Genomic DNA, 17,381 nt, shown 5'->3' with positions numbered 1-17,381 from the left:
CGGCACCCGATCTGACAGCTCTGGAATGAACATGAAACTCTGGAAGGCTCATCGGATTGCAGGTCTTGCCGTGGCGCTCGCCGCCGCGGCGCCCGCCGCGCATGCCCAGTCGGGCGTGCAGGTTCCCGAGGGCTGCGAGGGGTTCCTGACCGTCCAGATGAAGGGATGCGGCGTCTCCCACTACTGGCGCTGCGAGGCCGACCCGGACCAGAACACCTGGGAGGCGCATTACACCTTCGACGGGCTGTTCTCGGTCTCCGTCTACAGCCCGGAGTTCCAGTGGCTCGACAGCCGCTACTTCCAGGACGGGCGTCGCGAATTCCTGGTGGAAGACGGCCCCGACCCCGCCTCGCTCAGCAACCTGATGGACACAGGCACGGACAGCTACGCCTTCGTGATGCGCGAGACCGGCCCCGACGGCGTTCGCGACATTGTCCACCAGGGGACGGACAGCCTGACCGGCCGCGAGGTCGTGATCGACGGGGTCACGCTGCTCGAGACCGAGTTCACCGCCACCGCGCTCGACGCCCTGTCGGGCGAGGAGGAATACGCGGTCTTCGGCAACCAGTACGTCCTGCCGGAAGAGCGGCTGTTCTTCCTCGGGCCCGACACCTTCGTGCAGGGCATGGAAGAGCAGGAGAACGACTTCAGCCCCGTCCGGTTCATCCGCCCCGGCGAACCGGGCTTCGAGGACATGATGCCCCGCTTCGAATGCGAAGCGACCGAGGAAATCCTGTTCCGCCCCCCGACCGAGGGGGCATCCACACAGACAGCCGCGCCGCGCACCGCCGGCGCACTTCAGAATTCGACCGACACGCTTCTGCCGGCCCCGGGCCGCAAGCTGTCCCAACCGCAGAGGGTACGCGAATGACTCGGGAACTGACTCACTTTGACGCCGCCTGGGCCGAAGCCGAAACAGCCAAGCGGGAATGGATGGCCGAGAACGGCCTCTACCGGGAGGAGGACGAGCACTCCTCCTGCGGCGTGGGCCTCGTCGTCGCCATCGACGGCAAGAAGAGCCGCAAGGTCGTCGAGGACGGCATCAACGCGCTCAAGGCCGTCTGGCACCGCGGCGCCGTGGATGCCGACGGCAAGACCGGCGACGGCGCGGGCATCCACGTGCAGATCCCGGTGCCCTTCTTCTACGACCAGATCCGCCGCACCGGCCACGAGCCGGACGTCAACCGCCTGATCGCGGTGGGCCAGATCTTCCTGCCCCGCACCGATTTCGGCGCCCAGGAAACCTGCCGGACCATCGTGGAAAGCGAAGTCCTGCGGATGGGCTACTACATCTACGGCTGGCGCCACGTGCCGGTGAACATCGAGTGCCTCGGCGACAAGGCCAACGCCACCCGCCCCGAGATCGAGCAGATCCTGATCTCGAACGCCAAGGACGTGGACGAGGAGACCTTCGAGCGTGAACTCTACGTCATCCGCCGCCGCATCGAGAAGGCCGCCGCCGCCGCCCGCGTGCCGGGCTTCTACGTCTGCTCGCTCTCCTGCCGCTCGCTGATCTACAAGGGGATGATGCTGGCGCAGGACGTGGCCGAATTCTATCCGGACCTGCAGGACGAGCGCTTCGAGAGCGCCTTCGCGATCTATCACCAGCGCTATTCCACCAACACCTTCCCGCAATGGTGGCTGGCCCAGCCCTTCCGCATGCTCGCCCACAACGGCGAGATCAACACGCTCAAGGGCAACGTCAACTGGATGAAGAGCCACGAGATCCGGATGGCCCACGCGACCTTCGGCAAGCTCGCCGAGGACATCAAGCCGATCATCGCGCAGGGCTCCTCCGACTCCGCCGCGCTCGACTCGGTGTTCGAGATGCTCGTGCGCGCCGGCCGCTCCGCGCCGATGGCCAAGACCATGTTGGTGCCGGAGAGCTGGTCGATGCAGGCGGTGGAACTGCCGCAGGCCTGGCGTGACATGTATTCCTACGTCAACTCGGTGATGGAACCCTGGGACGGCCCGGCCGCCCTTGCCATGACCGACGGCCGCTGGGTCTGTGGCGGACTCGACCGCAACGGCCTGCGCCCGATGCGGTACGTGGTGACCGGCGAGGGCCTGCTGATCGCGGGTTCCGAGGTCGGCATGGTGCCCACCAACGAGACCACGGTCGTCGAGAAGGGCGCGCTCGGCCCCGGCCAGCTGATCGCCGTCGACATGGCGGAAGGCAAGCTCTACCGCGACACCGAGATCAAGGACCGGCTCGCCGCCTCCCAGCCCTTCGGCGAATGGGTCGGCAAGATCAACGAGCTCGACGAGCTGCTCGCCCGCGTCAACGAGAAGCCGATGTTCACCGGGCCCGACCTGCGCAAGCGGCAGATCGCGGCCGGTTTCTCGGTCGAAGAGCTGGAGCAGGTCCTGCTGCCGATGGCCGAGGACGGCAAGGAGGCGATCGCCTCCATGGGCGACGACACGCCCGCCGCGGTGCTCTCCGAGCAATACCGCCCGCTCAGCCACTACTTCCGGCAGAACTTCAGCCAGGTCACCAACCCGCCGATCGACTCCTTGCGCGAATACCGGGTGATGAGCCTCAAGACCCGCTTCGGCAACCTCAAGAACGTGCTCGACGAGGACAGCAGCCAGACCGAGATCATCGTGCTGGACAGCCCCTTCGTCGGCAACGCGCAGTTCGACGAGCTGGTGCGCAACTTCAACGCGCCGATGGTGGAGATCGACTGCACCTTCGCCGCCGACGGGCATCACAACGCCCTCGGCGAAGCGCTGGCCCGGATCCGGTCCGAGGCCGAGGAAGCGGTGCGCTCCGGTGCCGGCCACATCGTGCTGACCGATCACTACCAGTCGGCCGACAAGGTGCCGATGCCGATGATCCTGGCCACCAGCGCGGTGCATTCCTGGCTCACCCGCGAGGGCCTGCGGACCTTCTGCTCGCTCAACGTGCGTTCGGCCGAATGCATCGACCCGCATTACTTCGCGGTGCTGATCGGCTGCGGCGCGACGGTGGTGAACGCCTACCTCGCCGAGGACAGCCTCGCCGACAGGATCCAGCGCGGCCTGCTCGAGGGCTCGCTGACCGAAGCGGTGGCCAAGTACCGCGCCGCGGTCGACGCCGGCCTGCTCAAGATCATGTCCAAGATGGGCATCTCGGTGATCTCCTCCTACCGGGGCGGCCTGAACTTCGAGGCCGTCGGCCTCAGCCGCGCCATGGTGGCGGAATACTTCCCCGGCATGATCAGCCGCATCTCCGGCATCGGCATCGTCGGCATCCAGCGCAAGACCGAGAAGATCCACGCCAAGGGCTGGCTCGGCGGCACCGACATCCTGCCCATCGGCGGCTTCTACAAGGCCCGCAAGTCCGGCGAGACCCACGCCTGGGGCGCGCAGACGATGCACATGATGCAGACCGCCTGCAACACCGGCTCCTTCGAACTCTGGAAACAGTATTCGAAGAAGATGCAGGCCAACCCGCCGATCCACCTGCGCGACCTGATGGACTTCAAGCCGCTCGGACGTGCCGTGCCGCTCGAGGAGGTGGAGAGCATCACCTCGATCCGCAAGCGCTTCGTCACGCCCGGCATGTCGCTCGGCGCGCTCTCGCCCGAGGCGCACAAGACGCTCAACGTCGCGATGAACCGGATCGGCGCCAAGTCCGACTCCGGCGAGGGCGGCGAGGATCCGGCGCATTTCGTGCCCGAACCCAACGGCGACAACCCCTCGGCCAAGATCAAGCAGGTGGCCTCGGGCCGCTTCGGCGTCACCGCCGAGTACCTGAACCACTGCGAGGAGCTAGAGATCAAGGTCGCCCAGGGCGCCAAGCCCGGCGAGGGCGGCCAGCTTCCGGGGATGAAGGTCACCGAGCTGATCGCGCGCCTGCGGCACTCCACCAAGGGCGTGACCCTGATCTCGCCGCCGCCGCACCACGACATCTACTCGATCGAGGACCTCGCGCAGCTGATCTACGACCTGAAGCAGATCAACCCGCGCGCCAAGGTGACGGTCAAGCTGGTGGCCTCCTCCGGCGTCGGCACCATCGCCGCCGGCGTGGCCAAGGCCAAGGCCGACGTGATCCTGGTGTCCGGCCATAACGGCGGCACCGGCGCGAGCCCGGCGACCTCGATCAAGTACGCCGGCCTGCCGTGGGAAATGGGCCTCACCGAGGCGCACCAGGTGCTGGCGATGAACAAGCTGCGCGACCGCGTGACGCTCCGCACCGACGGCGGCCTGCGCACCGGGCGTGACATCGTCATCGCCGCCATGCTCGGCGCCGAGGAATACGGCATCGGCACCGCCGCGCTGATCGCGATGGGCTGCATCATGGTCCGCCAGTGCCAGTCGAACACCTGCCCGGTGGGCGTCTGCACCCAGGACCAGAAGCTGCGCGACAAGTTCACCGGCACGGCCGACAAGGTGGTGAACCTCATCACCTTCTACGCCCAGGAAGTCCGGGAGATCCTGGCCGAGCTCGGCGCCCGCAGCCTCGACGAGGTGATCGGCCGCACCGACCTGCTGGCCCAGGTCAGCCGCGGCAACGCCTATCTCGACGACCTCGACCTCAACCCGCTGCTGATCACCGTCGATGGCGCGCAGGAGATCGTCTACGACGTCAACAAGCCCCGCAACGCGGTGCCGGACACGCTGGACGCGCAGATCGTCAAGGATGCCAGCCGCTTCCTGAAAGACGGCGAGAAGATGCAGCTCTCCTACGCCGTGCAGAACACGCACCGGACCATCGGCACGCGGACCTCGAGCCACATCGTGCAGCGCTTCGGCATGCGCAACGCGCTCCAGCCCGACCACCTGACCGTGAAGCTCACCGGCTCCGCGGGCCAGTCGCTCGGCGCCTTCGGCGCGCCGGGGCTCAAGATCGAGGTCGCGGGCGACGCCAACGACTACGTCGGCAAGGGGCTCTCCGGCGCGACGCTGGTGGTGCGCCCGCCGATGAACTCACCGCTCAAGGCGGACGAGAACACCATCATCGGCAACACCGTGCTCTACGGCGCAACCGACGGCTACCTCTTTGCCGCCGGCCGCGCGGGCGAGCGCTTCGCGGTCCGCAACTCGGGCGCGAAGGTGGTGATCGAGGGCTGCGGCTCCAACGGCTGCGAATACATGACCGGCGGGGTCGCGGTGATCCTCGGCGCGATCGGCGCCAACTTCGGCGCCGGCATGACCGGGGGCATGGCCTATGTCTACGATCCCGACGGCCGCGCGCAGGAGCTGATCAACATGGAGACGCTGGTGACCTGCCCGGTGACCCACCCCCATTGGGAAGCCGAACTGCGGGAACTGATCGAACGCCACGTCGCCGAGACCGAATCCGCCAAGGCCGCGAACCTGCTGCAGCACTGGGATCTGGAGCTGGGCCATTTCGTCCAGATCTGCCCGAAGGAAATGCTGGTCCACATCCCCTTCCCGCTGACCACCGAGGAAGGGGCGATCCCGGCCGAATAAGGCGGATCCCCAGCAACAGCGCCACCGGGCCGCCCGATCAGGGCGGCCCGTTTGCGTTCCGCCAGGCGGAGCCGTGCGGCCCTCAGATCCGCGCGACACCCACCACGTAGTTCTCGCCGTAGGCGCGGGCGCATTTCGGGCAGGTGGTGTAGAAGAAGTAGATGTCCGACGGCTCAGCGCCGCGATCCCGCACCAGTTGCTCCATCTCCCCGTACCAGGCCCGTGCCTCGCGATAGGGACCCTCGAAGACCTTGGTGACGAAATCGCCCGACAGCGTCGTCATCTCCTCCCCCTCCACCGGCCTGTCCGTCGCGAAAAGGTGCTCCGCCTTCCACGGCGACAGGTCCCGGCTTAGGACGATCATGTTGTCGGTGTCGAGCGCGCCCGCCGCCTCCATCCGCGTGCCGACCCGCTCGAACGTGCTGCCCATGTTGATCGGAACGTGCATGGCGCTGCGGGTCTCGGCCCGCAGGAAGGGCTTGTCCTCGAAATGCAGGGCCACCCCGTCCCAGCCCTCGGGATTGAACCGGGGGCAGCATCCGGTGGTGTTGATACGGTCGTCGTAGTGAGGAAGTGCGTTCGTCTTCATCGTCGTATCCTCCCGCCGCCCATCCTCGGCCTGTCGCGCCTCGCTTGCCATGACCTCGGTCAACAGCCTGTTGCCCGATCCGCACTGACCGCGCCCCGCGACGAGGCCAGCGGCCCCCTGTGCCGCTCTGTGCTTGACGGTCCCCCTGCCGGGCGGCATGACGAAGCCGTGGCCAGGACGAGCAGCAAGAAGAAGGCGCCGGCCAAGGGCAAGGCGAAGAAGACACAGGCGCGGCGCCAGGCCCTGCCGGTGCGTATCGTCGTGTCGAGCTGGCGCTGGTTCCTGCGGCTGATGCTGGTACCCCCCCTGCTGCTGCTGGCGCTGATCATCCTGTTCCGCTTCGTGAACCCGCCGACCACGCATACCATCTGGTCCGAGAAGCAGCGGCTCGGCACGGTCGACCGGCAATGGGTGGCGATCGAGAACATGTCGGTCCACGTCCCCCGTTCCATCGTCGCCGCCGAGGATGCGAACTACTGCCTCCACTGGGGCTTCGACATGGCCGCAATCCGCGACGCGCTGGACGACGGGGCGCAGCGTGGCGCCTCGACGATCAGCCAGCAGACGGTCAAGAACGTGTTCCTCTGGCAGGGGCGGAGCTGGCTGCGCAAGGCGCTGGAGGGCGCGATCACGCCGGTGGTCGAGATCGTCTGGCCCAAGAAGCGGATCCTCGAGGTCTACCTGAACGTGGCTGAGATGGACGAGGGCGTCTTCGGCATCGAGGCCGCCGCGCATCGCTACTTCAACACCAACCCGCGCGACCTGACCGCGACCCAGGCGGCGCGGATCGCCGCCGTCCTGCCCGACCCGAAGCGGCGGGATGCCGCCAATCCCACACCCTGGCTGCGCAGCCGGGCCGCCTCCATCGCCGATGGCGCCGCGACGATCGCCGTCGATGGCCGGGCGGATTGTTTCGAGGATTGAAAACATCGGCGCGGCACGGCAAGAAAAGGAAATTCTTCCGATCGAGCAGCCAGTCAAAATGAACCGTCTTTACCACGTCCCCCTCTCGCCCTTCTGCCGGAAGGTCCGCCTCGTGCTGGCCGAGAAGCGGATCGAGGTGGAGCTGGTGGAGGAACGCTACTGGGAGCAGGACGCCGATTTCCTGCGCCGCAACCCGGCGGGCAAGGTCCCGGTGCTGCGGATGGACGGGCGGGTCATGGCCGAGAGCCAGGCGATCTGCGAATATCTCGACGAGATCGTGCCGGACCCGCAACTGCTGCCCCGCAAGCCCGAGGACCGTTACGAGGTCCGCCGGCTCTGCGCCTGGTTCGACGACAAGTTCCACCACGAGGTGACCGCCAACCTGCTCTACGAGCGGGTGAACAAGAAGATCACCAAGATGGGCTATCCCGAGAGCCGCAACGTGAAGGCCGGAGCCAAGGCGATCAAGTATCACCTCGACTACATGCACTGGCTGCTCGACCAGCGGCGCTGGCTCGCCGGCGACGCGATGTCGCTGGCCGATTTCGCGGCGGCGGCGCATATCTCGGCGCTGGACTACATCTCCGACGTCGACTGGAACCGCAGCGCCAACGTCAAGGATTGGTATGCCAAGATCAAGTCGCGCCCGGCCTTCCGGGGGCTGCTGGCCGACCAGGTCCCGGGCTTCCCGCCGTCCGTGCAATATGCCGACCTGGATTTCTGAGACGGCTGGCGGCGAGGGGGGCTGTCTGCCCCCCGTCCGGGGCAGGGCCCCGGCCTCCCCCCGAGGGTATTTTCACCAAGAAGATCGCGCAGCGCCGTGGAGGGGCTGAAGGAGCGGCTGGAAGCGCAGGCGCTGGCCGAGGGCTTCGTGGCCACGGGAATCTGCCGGCCGGATGCCATCGGGCATGTGCCGGAGGCGCTCGGCGCCTTCGTGGCGCAGGGGTTTCACGGGCAGATGTCCTGGATGGCGGAGCGGATGGGCTGGCGTGGCGATCCGTCGGCGCTCTGGCCCGAGGCGCGCTCCGTGGTGATGCTGGCCGAAAGCTACACGCCCGAGCATGATCCGCGGGAAGACCTTGGCCGGCCCGAGATCGGGAACGTCTCGGTCTATGCACGGGGCAGGGACTACCACGACCTGGTCAAGAAACGCCTGAAGCGGCTGGCGCGATGGCTGATCGCGGAGGCCGGTGGCGAGGTGAAGGTATTCGTCGACACCGCGCCCGTCGCCGAGAAGCCGCTGGCGCAGGCCGCGGGGCTGGGCTGGCAGGGCAAGCACACCAACCTGGTGAGCCGGGGGCTCGGCAACTGGATCTTCCTCGGGTCGATCTTCACCACGCTCGAGCTGCCGGCGGATACGGCGGAGGTGGACCATTGCGGCTCCTGCCGGGCCTGTCTCGACGCCTGCCCGACCGAGGCCTTCGTGGCGCCCTACCGGATGGATGCGCGGCGCTGCATCTCCTACCTGACCATCGAGCATCGCGGACCGGTGGCGGAGGATCTGCGGGCGCGGATGGGCAACCGGATCTACGGTTGCGACGATTGCCTGGCTGCCTGCCCCTGGAACAAGTTCGCGGTCGCGGCGCGGGAGCTGCGCTATGCCGCGCGGCCCGACCTCGAGGCGCCGCCGCTCGAGGAGCTGGCCCGGCTCGACGATGCCGGGTTCCGCGCGCGGTTCTCCGGCTCGCCGATCAAGCGGATCGGACGCGACCGGTTCGTGCGCAACGTACTCTATGCGATCGGCAATTCCGGCGAGCGGCGGCTGGCGCCGGTGGCCGCGGGGCTGGTCTCGGACCCGGATCCGGCCGTCGCCGATGCCGCAGGGTGGGCTTTGGCGCGCCTCGCCGGCTGATCCCGGGCCGGAGCTTGTCACAGGTCATTTGGGCGGCAGGGGTTCCTCTGCTAAGGTTCGGCACATAGATGAGGACAGAGCGAGTCAACCCCGGAGGAAATCATGTCCAAACATGTTCTCGACCGTAACCGCGACCGCGATACGGGCCGTTTCGCGCCCTTTACCGCCGTGCGCCGCCGCCTGGCCCCGGAAGGGTCGCACCCGGCAGCCGTCGCGCTTGCCCGGCGCGCGAAGGGCCCGCACAACCCGGCCATCCGTTATCGCGCCTTTCTGAAGATCGACCGCGGCTACAGCGCCTGAACCCAAGGCATCGGCGTTCGGTGGGGCGAGGCCTACCAGCTGTGCTCCCTGCCCGCCTGTGCCGCGGCCTTGTTCAATCGAAGAGCTTCGAAGGCGGCGCGGACGCCCTGCGCCGCCGCAGCCCCGGTGTAGGGACCGAAGCTGCGCCTCGCGACGTGATAGGTGACGGTGGGGGGCGCTTGGCCGGCGACGATCTCGTACTGCACCAGGGCGTCGATCCCCTTGCCGTAGAAGGCCACCTGCACCCCCTCCCCCAGACGCTGGGCGCGGGCGCGATCCTCGGCGGTGTCGCCTGCATGGACCACCGCCCGGACATGTTCGTAATCCACATCCACGCCGCCGGCGATCAGCCGTTCGACCGTCAGGGCGAGCGGCCGGAACGTCGGGTCGCCGGTCAGCTTGTAATAGCTGAGCGCCGTGGTCGCCGGGGTGGCGATCGCCACGACAAGCGCGACCAGAACGGAGATCTGCCGCTGGGGGCGCGGCGCACGGGCTGTCTTGTCCATGGCCGCAGGATGGCCCGGCCCGCCTCAAGGAGAGGTTAAGGCCGGGCCGAATTCGCGGCCGTCAGGCGCGGACCAGCTTCTCGTAGCTTTCGGCGATATCGCGGGTCAGCGCGCCCACCTCGAAGGTGTAGTCGCCGATCTGGCCCACCGGGGTCACTTCCGCCGCGGTGCCGGTCAGCCAGCACTGTTCGAAGCCTTCGAGCTCTTCGGGCATGATGTAGCGCTCATGCACCTTGATGCCCTTGTCGCGCAGCATGCCGATCACCGTCTGGCGGGTGATGCCGTTGAGAATGCAGTCCGGATCGGGCGTATGCACCTCGCCGTCCTTGACGAAGAACACGTTGGCGCCGGTGGCCTCGGCCACGTAGCCACGGAAATCGAAGAACAGCGCGTCGGAGCAGCCCTTGGCCTCGGCGGTGTGCTTGGACATGGTGCAGATCATGTAGAGCCCGGCGGCCTTGGCGGCGGTCGGGATGGTCTCGGGGCTCGGGCGCTTCCACTTGGCGATATCGAGCTTGGCGCCCTTCATCTTGGCGTCGCCGTAATAGGCGCCCCATTCCCAGCCGGCCACCGCCATGCGGACCGGGTTACGGGCGGAACTGACGCCCATGTCCTCACCGGCGCCACGGAAGGCGACGACGCGCACGTAGGCGTCGGTCCAGCCGTTCGCCTTGAGCATGTCGTACTTGGCCGTCTCGATCTGCTCGACCGTGTAGGGGATATCCATGTCCAGCAGCTTGCCGGAGCGCAGCAGGCGCTCGGAATGCTCGACGCCCTTGAAGATCTTGCCGTTGTAGCAACGCTCGCCCTCGAAGACCGAAGAGGCGTAATGCAGCGCGTGGGACAGTACGTGCACATTGGCCTCGCGCCAGGGCACGAGCTGCCCGTCCATCCAGATGAACCCATCTCGATCGTCATATGCGCCAGCCATCGTCTCTCTCCTTGGCGTGGTTTTCAAAAGTTGCGCAATTTATGTCCGTTTCGGACGCAAAGTTGCGCAAAATCTGATCGGAGCTAGCAGTTGGCTCTGGCAATGTCAACAAGGCTGACATAAAACGTGAAGAACGGAAGAAAGACGGAATCCGATATGGCGGACGGACCGACAAGCGGAGGCCAGCGCGGCGAGACGCTGCTCTACCTGACCGACGAGCAGTTGCGCAAAGGCATCGAGGCGATGTTCTTTGCCTACAAGGGGTTCACCTCCGACCCCGACAGGATCCTGGAATCCCGCGGCTACGGGCGGGCGCATCACCGGGCCATCCACTTCATCCACCGCTCCCACGGCACCACCGTCAACAACCTGCTGGCGATTCTCGGGGTCACCAAGCAATCGCTGAACCGGGTGCTGCGCACGCTGATCGAGGACGGGCTGGTCGAGAGCCGGGTCGGCACCCGAGACAAGCGCGAACGTCATCTCTATCTTACCGCCGAGGGCGCCTTGCTGGAGCGCGAGCTGAGCGACGTGCAGCAGGCCCGGATGCGGGACGCCTTCCGCTCGGCCGGGCCGGCGGCGGTCGCCGGGTTCCGGACGGTGCTGGAGGAGATGATGGATCCCGAGATGCGCAGGCGGTACCAGAGGCTGTCGGAGAACGGCCTATGAACCAGAAGGAGGCGGGGGGAGTGCAGGGCAGCGGCGAGATCGACGCGCATCTGCTGATCGTCGACGATGACGAGCGGATTCGCGGGCTGTTGCAGAAATTCCTGATGCGCCACGGCTTCCTGGTGAGCGCGGCGCGCGACGCCGAACAGGCGCGGCGGCTGCTGTCGGGGCTGGAGTTCGACCTGATCGTGCTCGACGTGATGATGCCGGGCGAGGACGGTGTGAGCCTGACCGCGGCGCTGCGCCAGCGGCTCGCCACCCCGATCCTGCTGCTGACCGCGCGGGGCGAGACCGAGGACAGGATCGCCGGGCTCGAGGCCGGGGCGGACGACTACCTCGCCAAGCCGTTCGAGCCCAAGGAACTGCTGCTGCGGATCAACGCGATCCTGCGCCGGATGCCGACAGAGGAGCCGGCCGCGACCCTGCCCAAGGTGCTGCGGCTCGGGCCGGTGCGCTACGACATCGACCGTGCCGAGATGTGGCGCGGCGAGGAGCCGGTGCGGCTCACCGCAACCGAATCGCAGCTCATGCGGATCTTCGCCGCGGCCCCGGGCCAGGCGCTGAGCCGCGCGCAGCTCGTCGAGGATCTCGGCCGCGACGGCGGACAGGCGCAGGAACGCGCCGTCGACGTGCAGATCACCCGGCTGCGGCGCAAGATCGAAACCGACCCGCGCCAGCCGCGCTACCTTCAGACGGTGCGGGGGGCCGGATACATGCTCGCGCCCGACTGATCGGGCGTGAACGGACAGCGCCGCCGAAGGGGCGGCGCGCTACCGAAGAACAGGGAGGGCGGCTGCAGATGACAACCGCATTATTCACCCATCCCGATTGCCTCGGCCATGTGACCCCGGAGGGCCATCCCGAACGGGTCTCGCGGCTCGAATCCGTGCTCGCGGCGCTGGCCGGGCCGGAGTTCGACGCGCTCGACAGGCGCGAGGCGCCTCTGGCCGAACGATCCGAGATACTCCGGGCACATCCCGAGGCGCAGGTTGCGTTCATCGAGGCGTCGATCCCCGCCGAGGGCTGGGTGTCGCTCGACGCCGACACCCACGTCATGGCCGGCTCGATGACCGCGGCGCTGCGGGCGGCGGGCGCCAATGTCGCGGCGGTTGACGCGGTGCTGGCCGGCGAGGTGACCAATGCCTTCTGCGCCATCCGCCCGCCGGGGCACCACGCCGAGCGTACCATGGCGATGGGCTTCTGCCTGTTCGACAGCATCGCCATCGCGGCCAAGCGCGCGCTCGACCACCACGGTCTGACCCGGGTCGCGATCGTCGATTTCGACGTCCACCACGGCAACGGCACCCAGGATATCCTGTGGAACGAGCCCCGCGTGCTCTTTGCCTCGACCCACCAGATGCCGCTCTACCCCGGCAGCGGCTCTGCGCACGAAACCGGCGCGCACGGCAACATCATCAACGTGCCACTGCCGCCCGGGGCCGGCGGCGCCGCCTTCCGCCGCGCGATGGAGGGGCAGATCCTGCCCGCGCTGGAGGATTTCGCGCCCGAACTGGTGCTGGTTTCCGCGGGTTTCGACGCCCATGTCGCCGATCCGCTGGCGCAGCTCAACTTCACCGCCGAGGATTTCGCCTGGGCCACCGAGCAGATCTGCGCCCTCGCCCGGCGGCATTGCGGGGGCCGCGTGGTCTCGACTCTCGAGGGCGGCTATGATCTGGAGGCGCTGGCCGCCTGCACGGCGGCGCATGTGAAGGTTCTGATGGAGCAGGGCGGATGAGCGACAAGCCGGTGGAACAGATGAGCTTCGAGGAAGCGATGAACGACCTCGAGAAGGTCGTCTCGCAACTGGAACGGGGCGACGTCCCGCTGGAGGAGTCGATCTCGCTCTACGAGCGCGGCGAGGCGCTCAAGGCCCATTGCGAGGCCAAGCTGAAGGCGGCCGAGGAAAAGGTGGCGACCATCACCACCGACGCCCAGGGCACCCCGACCGGCACGGCGCCGCTCGACCCGCAATGACCTTCCAGACAGCGCTGGCAGAAGCGGCAGGCCGGGTTCAGGCCTGCCTTGCCACGGAATTGCAGGGCTACGGCAACGAGCCGGTCATCGCCGCGATGCGCTATGCCGTGACCGGCGGCAAGGGGCTGCGCGGCTTGCTGGTGATGGAGAGCGCACGGCTGCATGACGTGCCCGAGAGCCAGTCGGTCTGGGCCGCCGCGGCGGTGGAGGCGGTGCACGCCTACTCGCTGGTTCATGACGACCTGCCCGCGATGGACGACGACGACCTGCGCCGCGGCCAGCCCACCGTGCATGTCAGATGGGACGAGGCGACGGCGATCCTGGCCGGCGATGCCCTGCAGACGCTGGCTTTCGACCTGCTCGCGCGGGAAGGCTGCGCTCCCGACCCGGCCCGCCGCGTGGCGCTGATCGCGACGCTCGCCGAGGCCGCCGGCGCCCGCGGCATGGTGCTCGGCCAGGCGCAGGACATCGCCGCCGAGACCGCCGCCGCGCCGCTCACGCTGGCGCAGATCACCGAGCTGCAGGCCAACAAGACCGGCGCGCTGATCCGCTGGTCGGCCGAGGCCGGCGCGCGTCTGGCCGGGGCCGATCCGGCACCGCTTTCCGCCTATGCAACCGCGCTCGGCCTTGCCTTCCAGATCGCCGACGACATCTTGGACGTCGAGGGGGATGCGGAGACCGCCGGCAAGCGGCTCCGCAAGGACGAGGACGCCGGCAAGGCGACATTCGTCTCTCTGCTCGGGCTGGATGGCGCCAAGGCGCGGGCCGCAGCCCTTGTGGAAGAGGCCGAAGAGGCGCTATCCCCCTTTGGTGCGACGGCGGGGACCTTGCGGGCTGCGGCCCGGTTCGTTATCGCCCGCGAGAAGTAAGCCCGGCGCGCCGCGAGGCGCGGCGGGGAGCCGCGGCCACTGGAGGGCCGAGCCATGGTGAGACCTGCGACACCCCTGCTGGACCGGGTGACAAGCCCGGCGGACCTCAAGCACCTGACCGACGACGAACTGGAACGTCTGGCGTCCGAACTGCGCGCCGAGACGATCAGCGCGGTCAGCGAGACCGGCGGGCACCTTGGCGCGGGGCTCGGGGTGGTGGAACTGACCGTGGCGATCCACGCGGTATTCGACACCCCGCGCGACAAGCTGATCTGGGACGTCTCGCACCAGTGCTACCCGCACAAGATCCTGACCGGCCGGCGCGACCGCATCCGCACCCTGCGCCAGAAGGACGGGCTCTCGGGCTTCACCAAGCGTTCCGAGTCGCCCTACGACCCGTTCGGTGCGGCCCACAGCTCGACCTCGATCTCGGCGGCCCTCGGCTTCGTCACCGCCCGCGACCTCGGCGGCACCACCCCCGAGGGCATCGGCGACGCCATCGCGGTGATCGGCGACGGCGCGATGAGCGCCGGCATGGCCTTCGAGGCGATGAACAACGCGGGCCATCTCGACAAGCGGATGATCGTCATCCTCAACGACAACGAGATGTCCATTGCCCCGCCGGTGGGCGCGATGTCCTCATACCTGTCGCGGCTCTATGCCGGCGCCCCCTTCCAGGACCTCAAGGCCGCCGCCAAGGGCGCGCTGAGTTTCCTGCCCGAGCCCTTCTACGAAGGGGCCAAGCGCGCCAAGGACGTGTTCAAGCACATCACCATCGGCGGCACGCTGTTCGAGGAACTGGGCTTCGAGTACATCGGGCCGATCGACGGGCATAACATGGACATGCTGCTGTCGGTGCTGCGGACGGTGAAGGCGCGGGCCGACGGGCCGGTGCTGATCCACGCGATCACGCAGAAGGGCAAGGGCTATGCGCCAGCCGAGCGGGCCACCGACCGCGGCCACGGCGTGGCCAAGTTCGACGTGGTGACCGGGGCGCAGAAAAAGGCGCCGTCGAACGCGCCGAGCTATACCAAGGTGTTCGCCGAAGCGTTGCTGCAGCACGCCGCGGAGGACGACCGGATCACCGCAATCACCGCCGCCATGCCCGACGGGACGGGGCTGAACCTCTTTGCCGAGCGCTATCCAAGCCGTTGTTTTGATGTAGGAATCGCAGAGCAGCACGCGGTGACCTTTGCCGCCGGACAGGCCGCCGGCGGGATGAAGCCGTTCTGCGCGCTCTACTCCACCTTCCTTCAGCGGGGCTACGACCAGGTGGTGCATGACGTGGCGATCCAGCGGTTGCCGGTGCGGTTCCCGATCGACCGCGCGGGGCTGGTTGGGGCTGACGGGGCGACCCATGCGGGATCGTTCGACATCGCGTTCCTCGCCAACCTGCCCGGCTTCGTGGTGATGGCGGCGGCGGATGAAGCTGAGTTAAAACATATGGTTGCGACCGCCGTGGCGCATGACGAGGGTCCGATCGCCTTCCGGTTCCCGCGTGGCGAGGGTGTCGGCGTGGAGATGCCGGAGCGCGGCGAGGTTCTGGAGATCGGCAAGGGCCGGATCATCCAGAAGGGCAAGCGCGTGGCGCTTCTCTCGTTCGGGACGCGACTTCAAGAGGCTGAAATCGCTGGAGAAAATCTTCAGAAGCGGGGCATCACGCCGACCATTGCGGACGCCCGTTTCGCCAAGCCGCTGGACCGGGAGCTGATCCTGCAGCTCGCGCAGGACCACGAGGCGCTGATCACCCTGGAAGAGGGCGCCATCGGCGGCTTCGGCTCGCATGTCGCGCAACTCCTTGCAGATGAAGGAATTTTCGACACGGGGCTGAAGTTCCGGTCGATGGTCCTGCCTGACATCTTCATCGACCAGTCGAGCCCGCGGGACATGTATGCCGTGGCCGGGATGAATGCCGAGGACATCGAGGCCAAGGTGCTCGAGGTGTTGGGCGTGGCGCAGATCGGCGCGGCGCGGGCCTGAGAACCGGTCGTTTCGGACATTTCCGGGGGGAGAACGACCGGACTCGCGGTCGATTCCCCTCCGTCTTAGGTCGTTACGACCGGACTGGCGTACCCGCAGCCCCCGGCCATCCCGAAATGACCGGAAGGTCGGTCGGAACGACCGGGGGAAACGACCGGAACCGGCGCGCGCCCGTCCAATCCGCTACCTGCGCGGTCAACCGGCGGGCTCGACCTCGGGGAAGGACCAGCTTCCGTCGAGGATCTCGGCGCCCGGACGATAGAGCCGGACAGTGTAGTTCCAGCCCTCCATGATCGGCAGGCAGTTGACCCGACCGTCATCGCAGTCGCCGAGGTGGACGGTCATCGAACCGTCCTCGTTGCGCTCGCCCATCACCGAGTTGACGTTGTAGGCATCGCGCGCGTTCTTCTCGTAGAAGCCGTCGGCGTTGTAGAGGCTGACCGACCAGAAGGCGCCGACCGGGACGTCGGCGGGAACCTCGATCTTGTAGGCGCCGACCGGCAGGCCGGGTTCGACGTTGAGGTAGAAGGCCTGGTCCTCCGGCAGCCCGCCCCAGCCGAAGGCTGCGCCGAGCAGGTGCCGCACCGGATCGACGGTGTCGCTCGGACCGAAGGTCAGGCGACTGTCGGGGGCGAAGCGGGCCAGCCCCTTGGCGGCCTCCAGCACGTCCTCGAAGCTCTGCTCGTCATAGTACGGAACGATGAACGGCTTGCTGGAACCGGTGGTGAGCGCAATCTGGTCCTGGAGCGCGTGGACCTGCTCCAGGTCCGCCGGGTCCGAGGCGTCGACCAGCGTCCGGATGATGACCCCGACATAGGGCGTCTCGAAGATCTCGAGCGTCATCTCGTGGTCACCGCCGCCGAGGAAAACCTCGTTCATGAAGTGATCCTGGTTCACGACCTGTGCGGAGATGTAGCGATCTCCGGTGTCCGGCAGCGTCAGCGTGGCGCCTTCGCTGATGTCGATGATCGCGCCCGAGTAGAGCGTGTCGCGGTTCATCCGGATCGTCGGCTGCTGCTCGATCGGCGTCGGTGCACGGACGTGGAACAGCTGGTTCACCCCGCCACTGATGGCAAGGTACTTGCCGAACTCGATGTCGGTGGCGGCGCGGACGAAGTTGTCGATGGTCACCGGGATATCCCGGGCATCGAGAACGGCGCGCAGCGTGTCTCCGGCATCCAGAGCGGCCACGCCGCCGTATCCCGAGAGGCTCGCGCCCGCGGCCAGCGTGGCGCTGAACAGAAGTGATTTGTGCATGACTTCCTCCCTTGTCCGCCGGACTTCAGGCGGCAGGGCGCCGAAGCCCGGGCCGCGCGGAGGATCGCACGGCGGCGCGCGCCGGGCCATGACCTGCGTCAAGGGCGGCGCG

General features: G+C 67.7%; 16 protein-coding genes. 12 read left to right on the top strand and 4 right to left on the bottom strand.

From position 1 onward, the window contains the following. The first annotated feature begins 31 nt into the window (after positions 1-31). Together CHB86_RS13995 and gltB are read left to right on the top strand one after the other, a co-directional pair. Positions 32-871, top strand: coding sequence for a hypothetical protein (locus CHB86_RS13995; protein WP_176442879.1), 840 nt, complete (start codon positions 32-34; stop codon positions 869-871). Then, positions 868-5,418, top strand: coding sequence for a glutamate synthase large subunit (gltB, locus tag CHB86_RS13990; RefSeq protein WP_425445426.1), 4,551 nt, complete (start codon positions 868-870; stop codon positions 5,416-5,418). The genes CHB86_RS13995 and gltB overlap by 4 nt, the downstream gene beginning before the upstream one ends. Positions 5,419-5,500: 82 nt before the next feature. Here the strand turns inward: gltB and CHB86_RS13985 are convergent, their stop codons facing one another. Continuing rightward, complete coding sequence (locus tag CHB86_RS13985; protein WP_089233927.1) at positions 5,501-6,007, bottom strand: hydrolase; 507 nt, start codon at positions 6,005-6,007, stop codon at positions 5,501-5,503. Between the two features lie 168 nt (positions 6,008-6,175). Between CHB86_RS13985 and mtgA the strand changes: the two genes are divergently transcribed. From mtgA to CHB86_RS13965, 4 genes are all read left to right on the top strand, one after another. Further along, entirely contained in the window at positions 6,176-6,931 is a 756-nt protein-coding gene (gene mtgA, locus CHB86_RS13980; protein WP_089233686.1) for a monofunctional biosynthetic peptidoglycan transglycosylase, read from the top strand. A gap of 58 nt (positions 6,932-6,989) precedes the next feature. Continuing rightward, positions 6,990-7,655, top strand: a complete 666-nt coding sequence (gene fzlA, locus CHB86_RS13975; RefSeq protein WP_089233685.1) for an FtsZ-binding protein FzlA — start codon at positions 6,990-6,992, stop codon at positions 7,653-7,655. Positions 7,656-7,751: 96 nt separating this feature from the next. Continuing rightward, complete coding sequence (gene queG / locus CHB86_RS13970) at positions 7,752-8,783, top strand: tRNA epoxyqueuosine(34) reductase QueG (protein WP_089233684.1); 1,032 nt, start codon at positions 7,752-7,754, stop codon at positions 8,781-8,783. 102 nt (positions 8,784-8,885) lie between these two features. Then, complete coding sequence (locus CHB86_RS13965; protein ID WP_089233683.1) at positions 8,886-9,083, top strand: hypothetical protein; 198 nt, start codon at positions 8,886-8,888, stop codon at positions 9,081-9,083. A gap of 32 nt (positions 9,084-9,115) precedes the next feature. On the opposite strand, the gene CHB86_RS13960 is transcribed toward CHB86_RS13965, so the two are convergent. Continuing rightward, positions 9,116-9,589, bottom strand: coding sequence for a hypothetical protein (locus CHB86_RS13960; protein ID WP_089233682.1), 474 nt, complete (start codon positions 9,587-9,589; stop codon positions 9,116-9,118). Between the two features lie 61 nt (positions 9,590-9,650). Next, positions 9,651-10,520: a branched-chain amino acid aminotransferase gene (locus CHB86_RS13955; RefSeq protein WP_089233681.1), complete on the bottom strand. Its 870-nt coding sequence runs from the start codon at positions 10,518-10,520 to the stop codon at positions 9,651-9,653. Between the two features lie 156 nt (positions 10,521-10,676). On the opposite strand from CHB86_RS13955, the gene CHB86_RS13950 reads away from it, so the two are divergent. The 6 genes from CHB86_RS13950 to dxs all read left to right on the top strand — a co-directional run bounded on the left by CHB86_RS13950 (position 10,677) and on the right by dxs (position 16,012). Beyond that, positions 10,677-11,189, top strand: a complete 513-nt coding sequence (locus tag CHB86_RS13950; protein WP_089233680.1) for a MarR family winged helix-turn-helix transcriptional regulator — start codon at positions 10,677-10,679, stop codon at positions 11,187-11,189. Then, the gene (locus CHB86_RS13945; protein ID WP_089233679.1) at positions 11,186-11,920 is read left to right on the top strand and encodes a response regulator; all 735 of its coding nucleotides are present in this window, start codon (positions 11,186-11,188) and stop codon (positions 11,918-11,920) included. The genes CHB86_RS13950 and CHB86_RS13945 overlap by 4 nt, the downstream gene beginning before the upstream one ends. Positions 11,921-11,988: 68 nt before the next feature. Continuing rightward, positions 11,989-12,924 carry a histone deacetylase family protein gene (locus CHB86_RS13940; RefSeq protein ID WP_089233678.1) on the top strand — a complete coding sequence of 312 codons (936 nt, stop codon included), beginning with the start codon at positions 11,989-11,991 and terminating at the stop codon, positions 12,922-12,924. Beyond that, positions 12,921-13,163 (top strand): exodeoxyribonuclease VII small subunit, encoded by a 243-nt coding sequence (locus tag CHB86_RS13935; RefSeq protein ID WP_089233677.1) that lies wholly within the window; start codon positions 12,921-12,923, stop codon positions 13,161-13,163. Before CHB86_RS13940 ends, CHB86_RS13935 begins: the two co-directional genes overlap by 4 nt. Next, positions 13,160-14,032 carry a polyprenyl synthetase family protein gene (locus CHB86_RS13930; RefSeq protein WP_089233676.1) on the top strand — a complete coding sequence of 291 codons (873 nt, stop codon included), beginning with the start codon at positions 13,160-13,162 and terminating at the stop codon, positions 14,030-14,032. Before CHB86_RS13935 ends, CHB86_RS13930 begins: the two co-directional genes overlap by 4 nt. 54 nt (positions 14,033-14,086) lie before the next feature. Further along, the gene (gene dxs / locus CHB86_RS13925; protein ID WP_089233675.1) at positions 14,087-16,012 is read left to right on the top strand and encodes a 1-deoxy-D-xylulose-5-phosphate synthase; all 1,926 of its coding nucleotides are present in this window, start codon (positions 14,087-14,089) and stop codon (positions 16,010-16,012) included. A 195-nt stretch (positions 16,013-16,207) separates the two neighbouring features. Here the strand turns inward: dxs and CHB86_RS13920 are convergent, their stop codons facing one another. Next, positions 16,208-17,269, bottom strand: coding sequence for a DUF1214 domain-containing protein (locus CHB86_RS13920; protein ID WP_089233674.1), 1,062 nt, complete (start codon positions 17,267-17,269; stop codon positions 16,208-16,210). Positions 17,270-17,381: the final 112 nt, after the last annotated feature.

The organism is Tropicimonas sediminicola, assembly GCF_900188335.1.
Lineage (GTDB): Bacteria > Pseudomonadota > Alphaproteobacteria > Rhodobacterales > Rhodobacteraceae > Tropicimonas > Tropicimonas sediminicola.
This window is presented reverse-complemented; position numbering and strand designations above follow the sequence as displayed.

Excerpts from the sequence above, each read along its gene's own strand:
- CHB86_RS13995 (WP_176442879.1), top strand. The coding sequence starts at position 32 with ATGAAACTCTGGAAGGCTCATCGGATTGCAGGTCTTGCCGTGGCGCTC.
- gltB (WP_425445426.1), top strand. The coding sequence starts at position 868 with ATGACTCGGGAACTGACTCACTTTGACGCCGCCTGGGCCGAAGCCGAA.
- CHB86_RS13985 (WP_089233927.1), bottom strand. The coding sequence starts at position 6,007 with ATGAAGACGAACGCACTTCCTCACTACGACGACCGTATCAACACCACC.
- fzlA (WP_089233685.1), top strand. The coding sequence starts at position 6,990 with ATGAACCGTCTTTACCACGTCCCCCTCTCGCCCTTCTGCCGGAAGGTC.
- CHB86_RS13965 (WP_089233683.1), top strand. The coding sequence starts at position 8,886 with ATGTCCAAACATGTTCTCGACCGTAACCGCGACCGCGATACGGGCCGT.
- CHB86_RS13960 (WP_089233682.1), bottom strand. The coding sequence starts at position 9,589 with ATGGACAAGACAGCCCGTGCGCCGCGCCCCCAGCGGCAGATCTCCGTT.
- CHB86_RS13955 (WP_089233681.1), bottom strand. The coding sequence starts at position 10,520 with ATGGCTGGCGCATATGACGATCGAGATGGGTTCATCTGGATGGACGGG.
- CHB86_RS13950 (WP_089233680.1), top strand. The coding sequence starts at position 10,677 with ATGGCGGACGGACCGACAAGCGGAGGCCAGCGCGGCGAGACGCTGCTC.
- CHB86_RS13945 (WP_089233679.1), top strand. The coding sequence starts at position 11,186 with ATGAACCAGAAGGAGGCGGGGGGAGTGCAGGGCAGCGGCGAGATCGAC.
- CHB86_RS13940 (WP_089233678.1), top strand. The coding sequence starts at position 11,989 with ATGACAACCGCATTATTCACCCATCCCGATTGCCTCGGCCATGTGACC.
- CHB86_RS13935 (WP_089233677.1), top strand. The coding sequence starts at position 12,921 with ATGAGCGACAAGCCGGTGGAACAGATGAGCTTCGAGGAAGCGATGAAC.
- CHB86_RS13930 (WP_089233676.1), top strand. The coding sequence starts at position 13,160 with ATGACCTTCCAGACAGCGCTGGCAGAAGCGGCAGGCCGGGTTCAGGCC.
- dxs (WP_089233675.1), top strand. The coding sequence starts at position 14,087 with ATGGTGAGACCTGCGACACCCCTGCTGGACCGGGTGACAAGCCCGGCG.
- CHB86_RS13920 (WP_089233674.1), bottom strand. The coding sequence starts at position 17,269 with ATGCACAAATCACTTCTGTTCAGCGCCACGCTGGCCGCGGGCGCGAGC.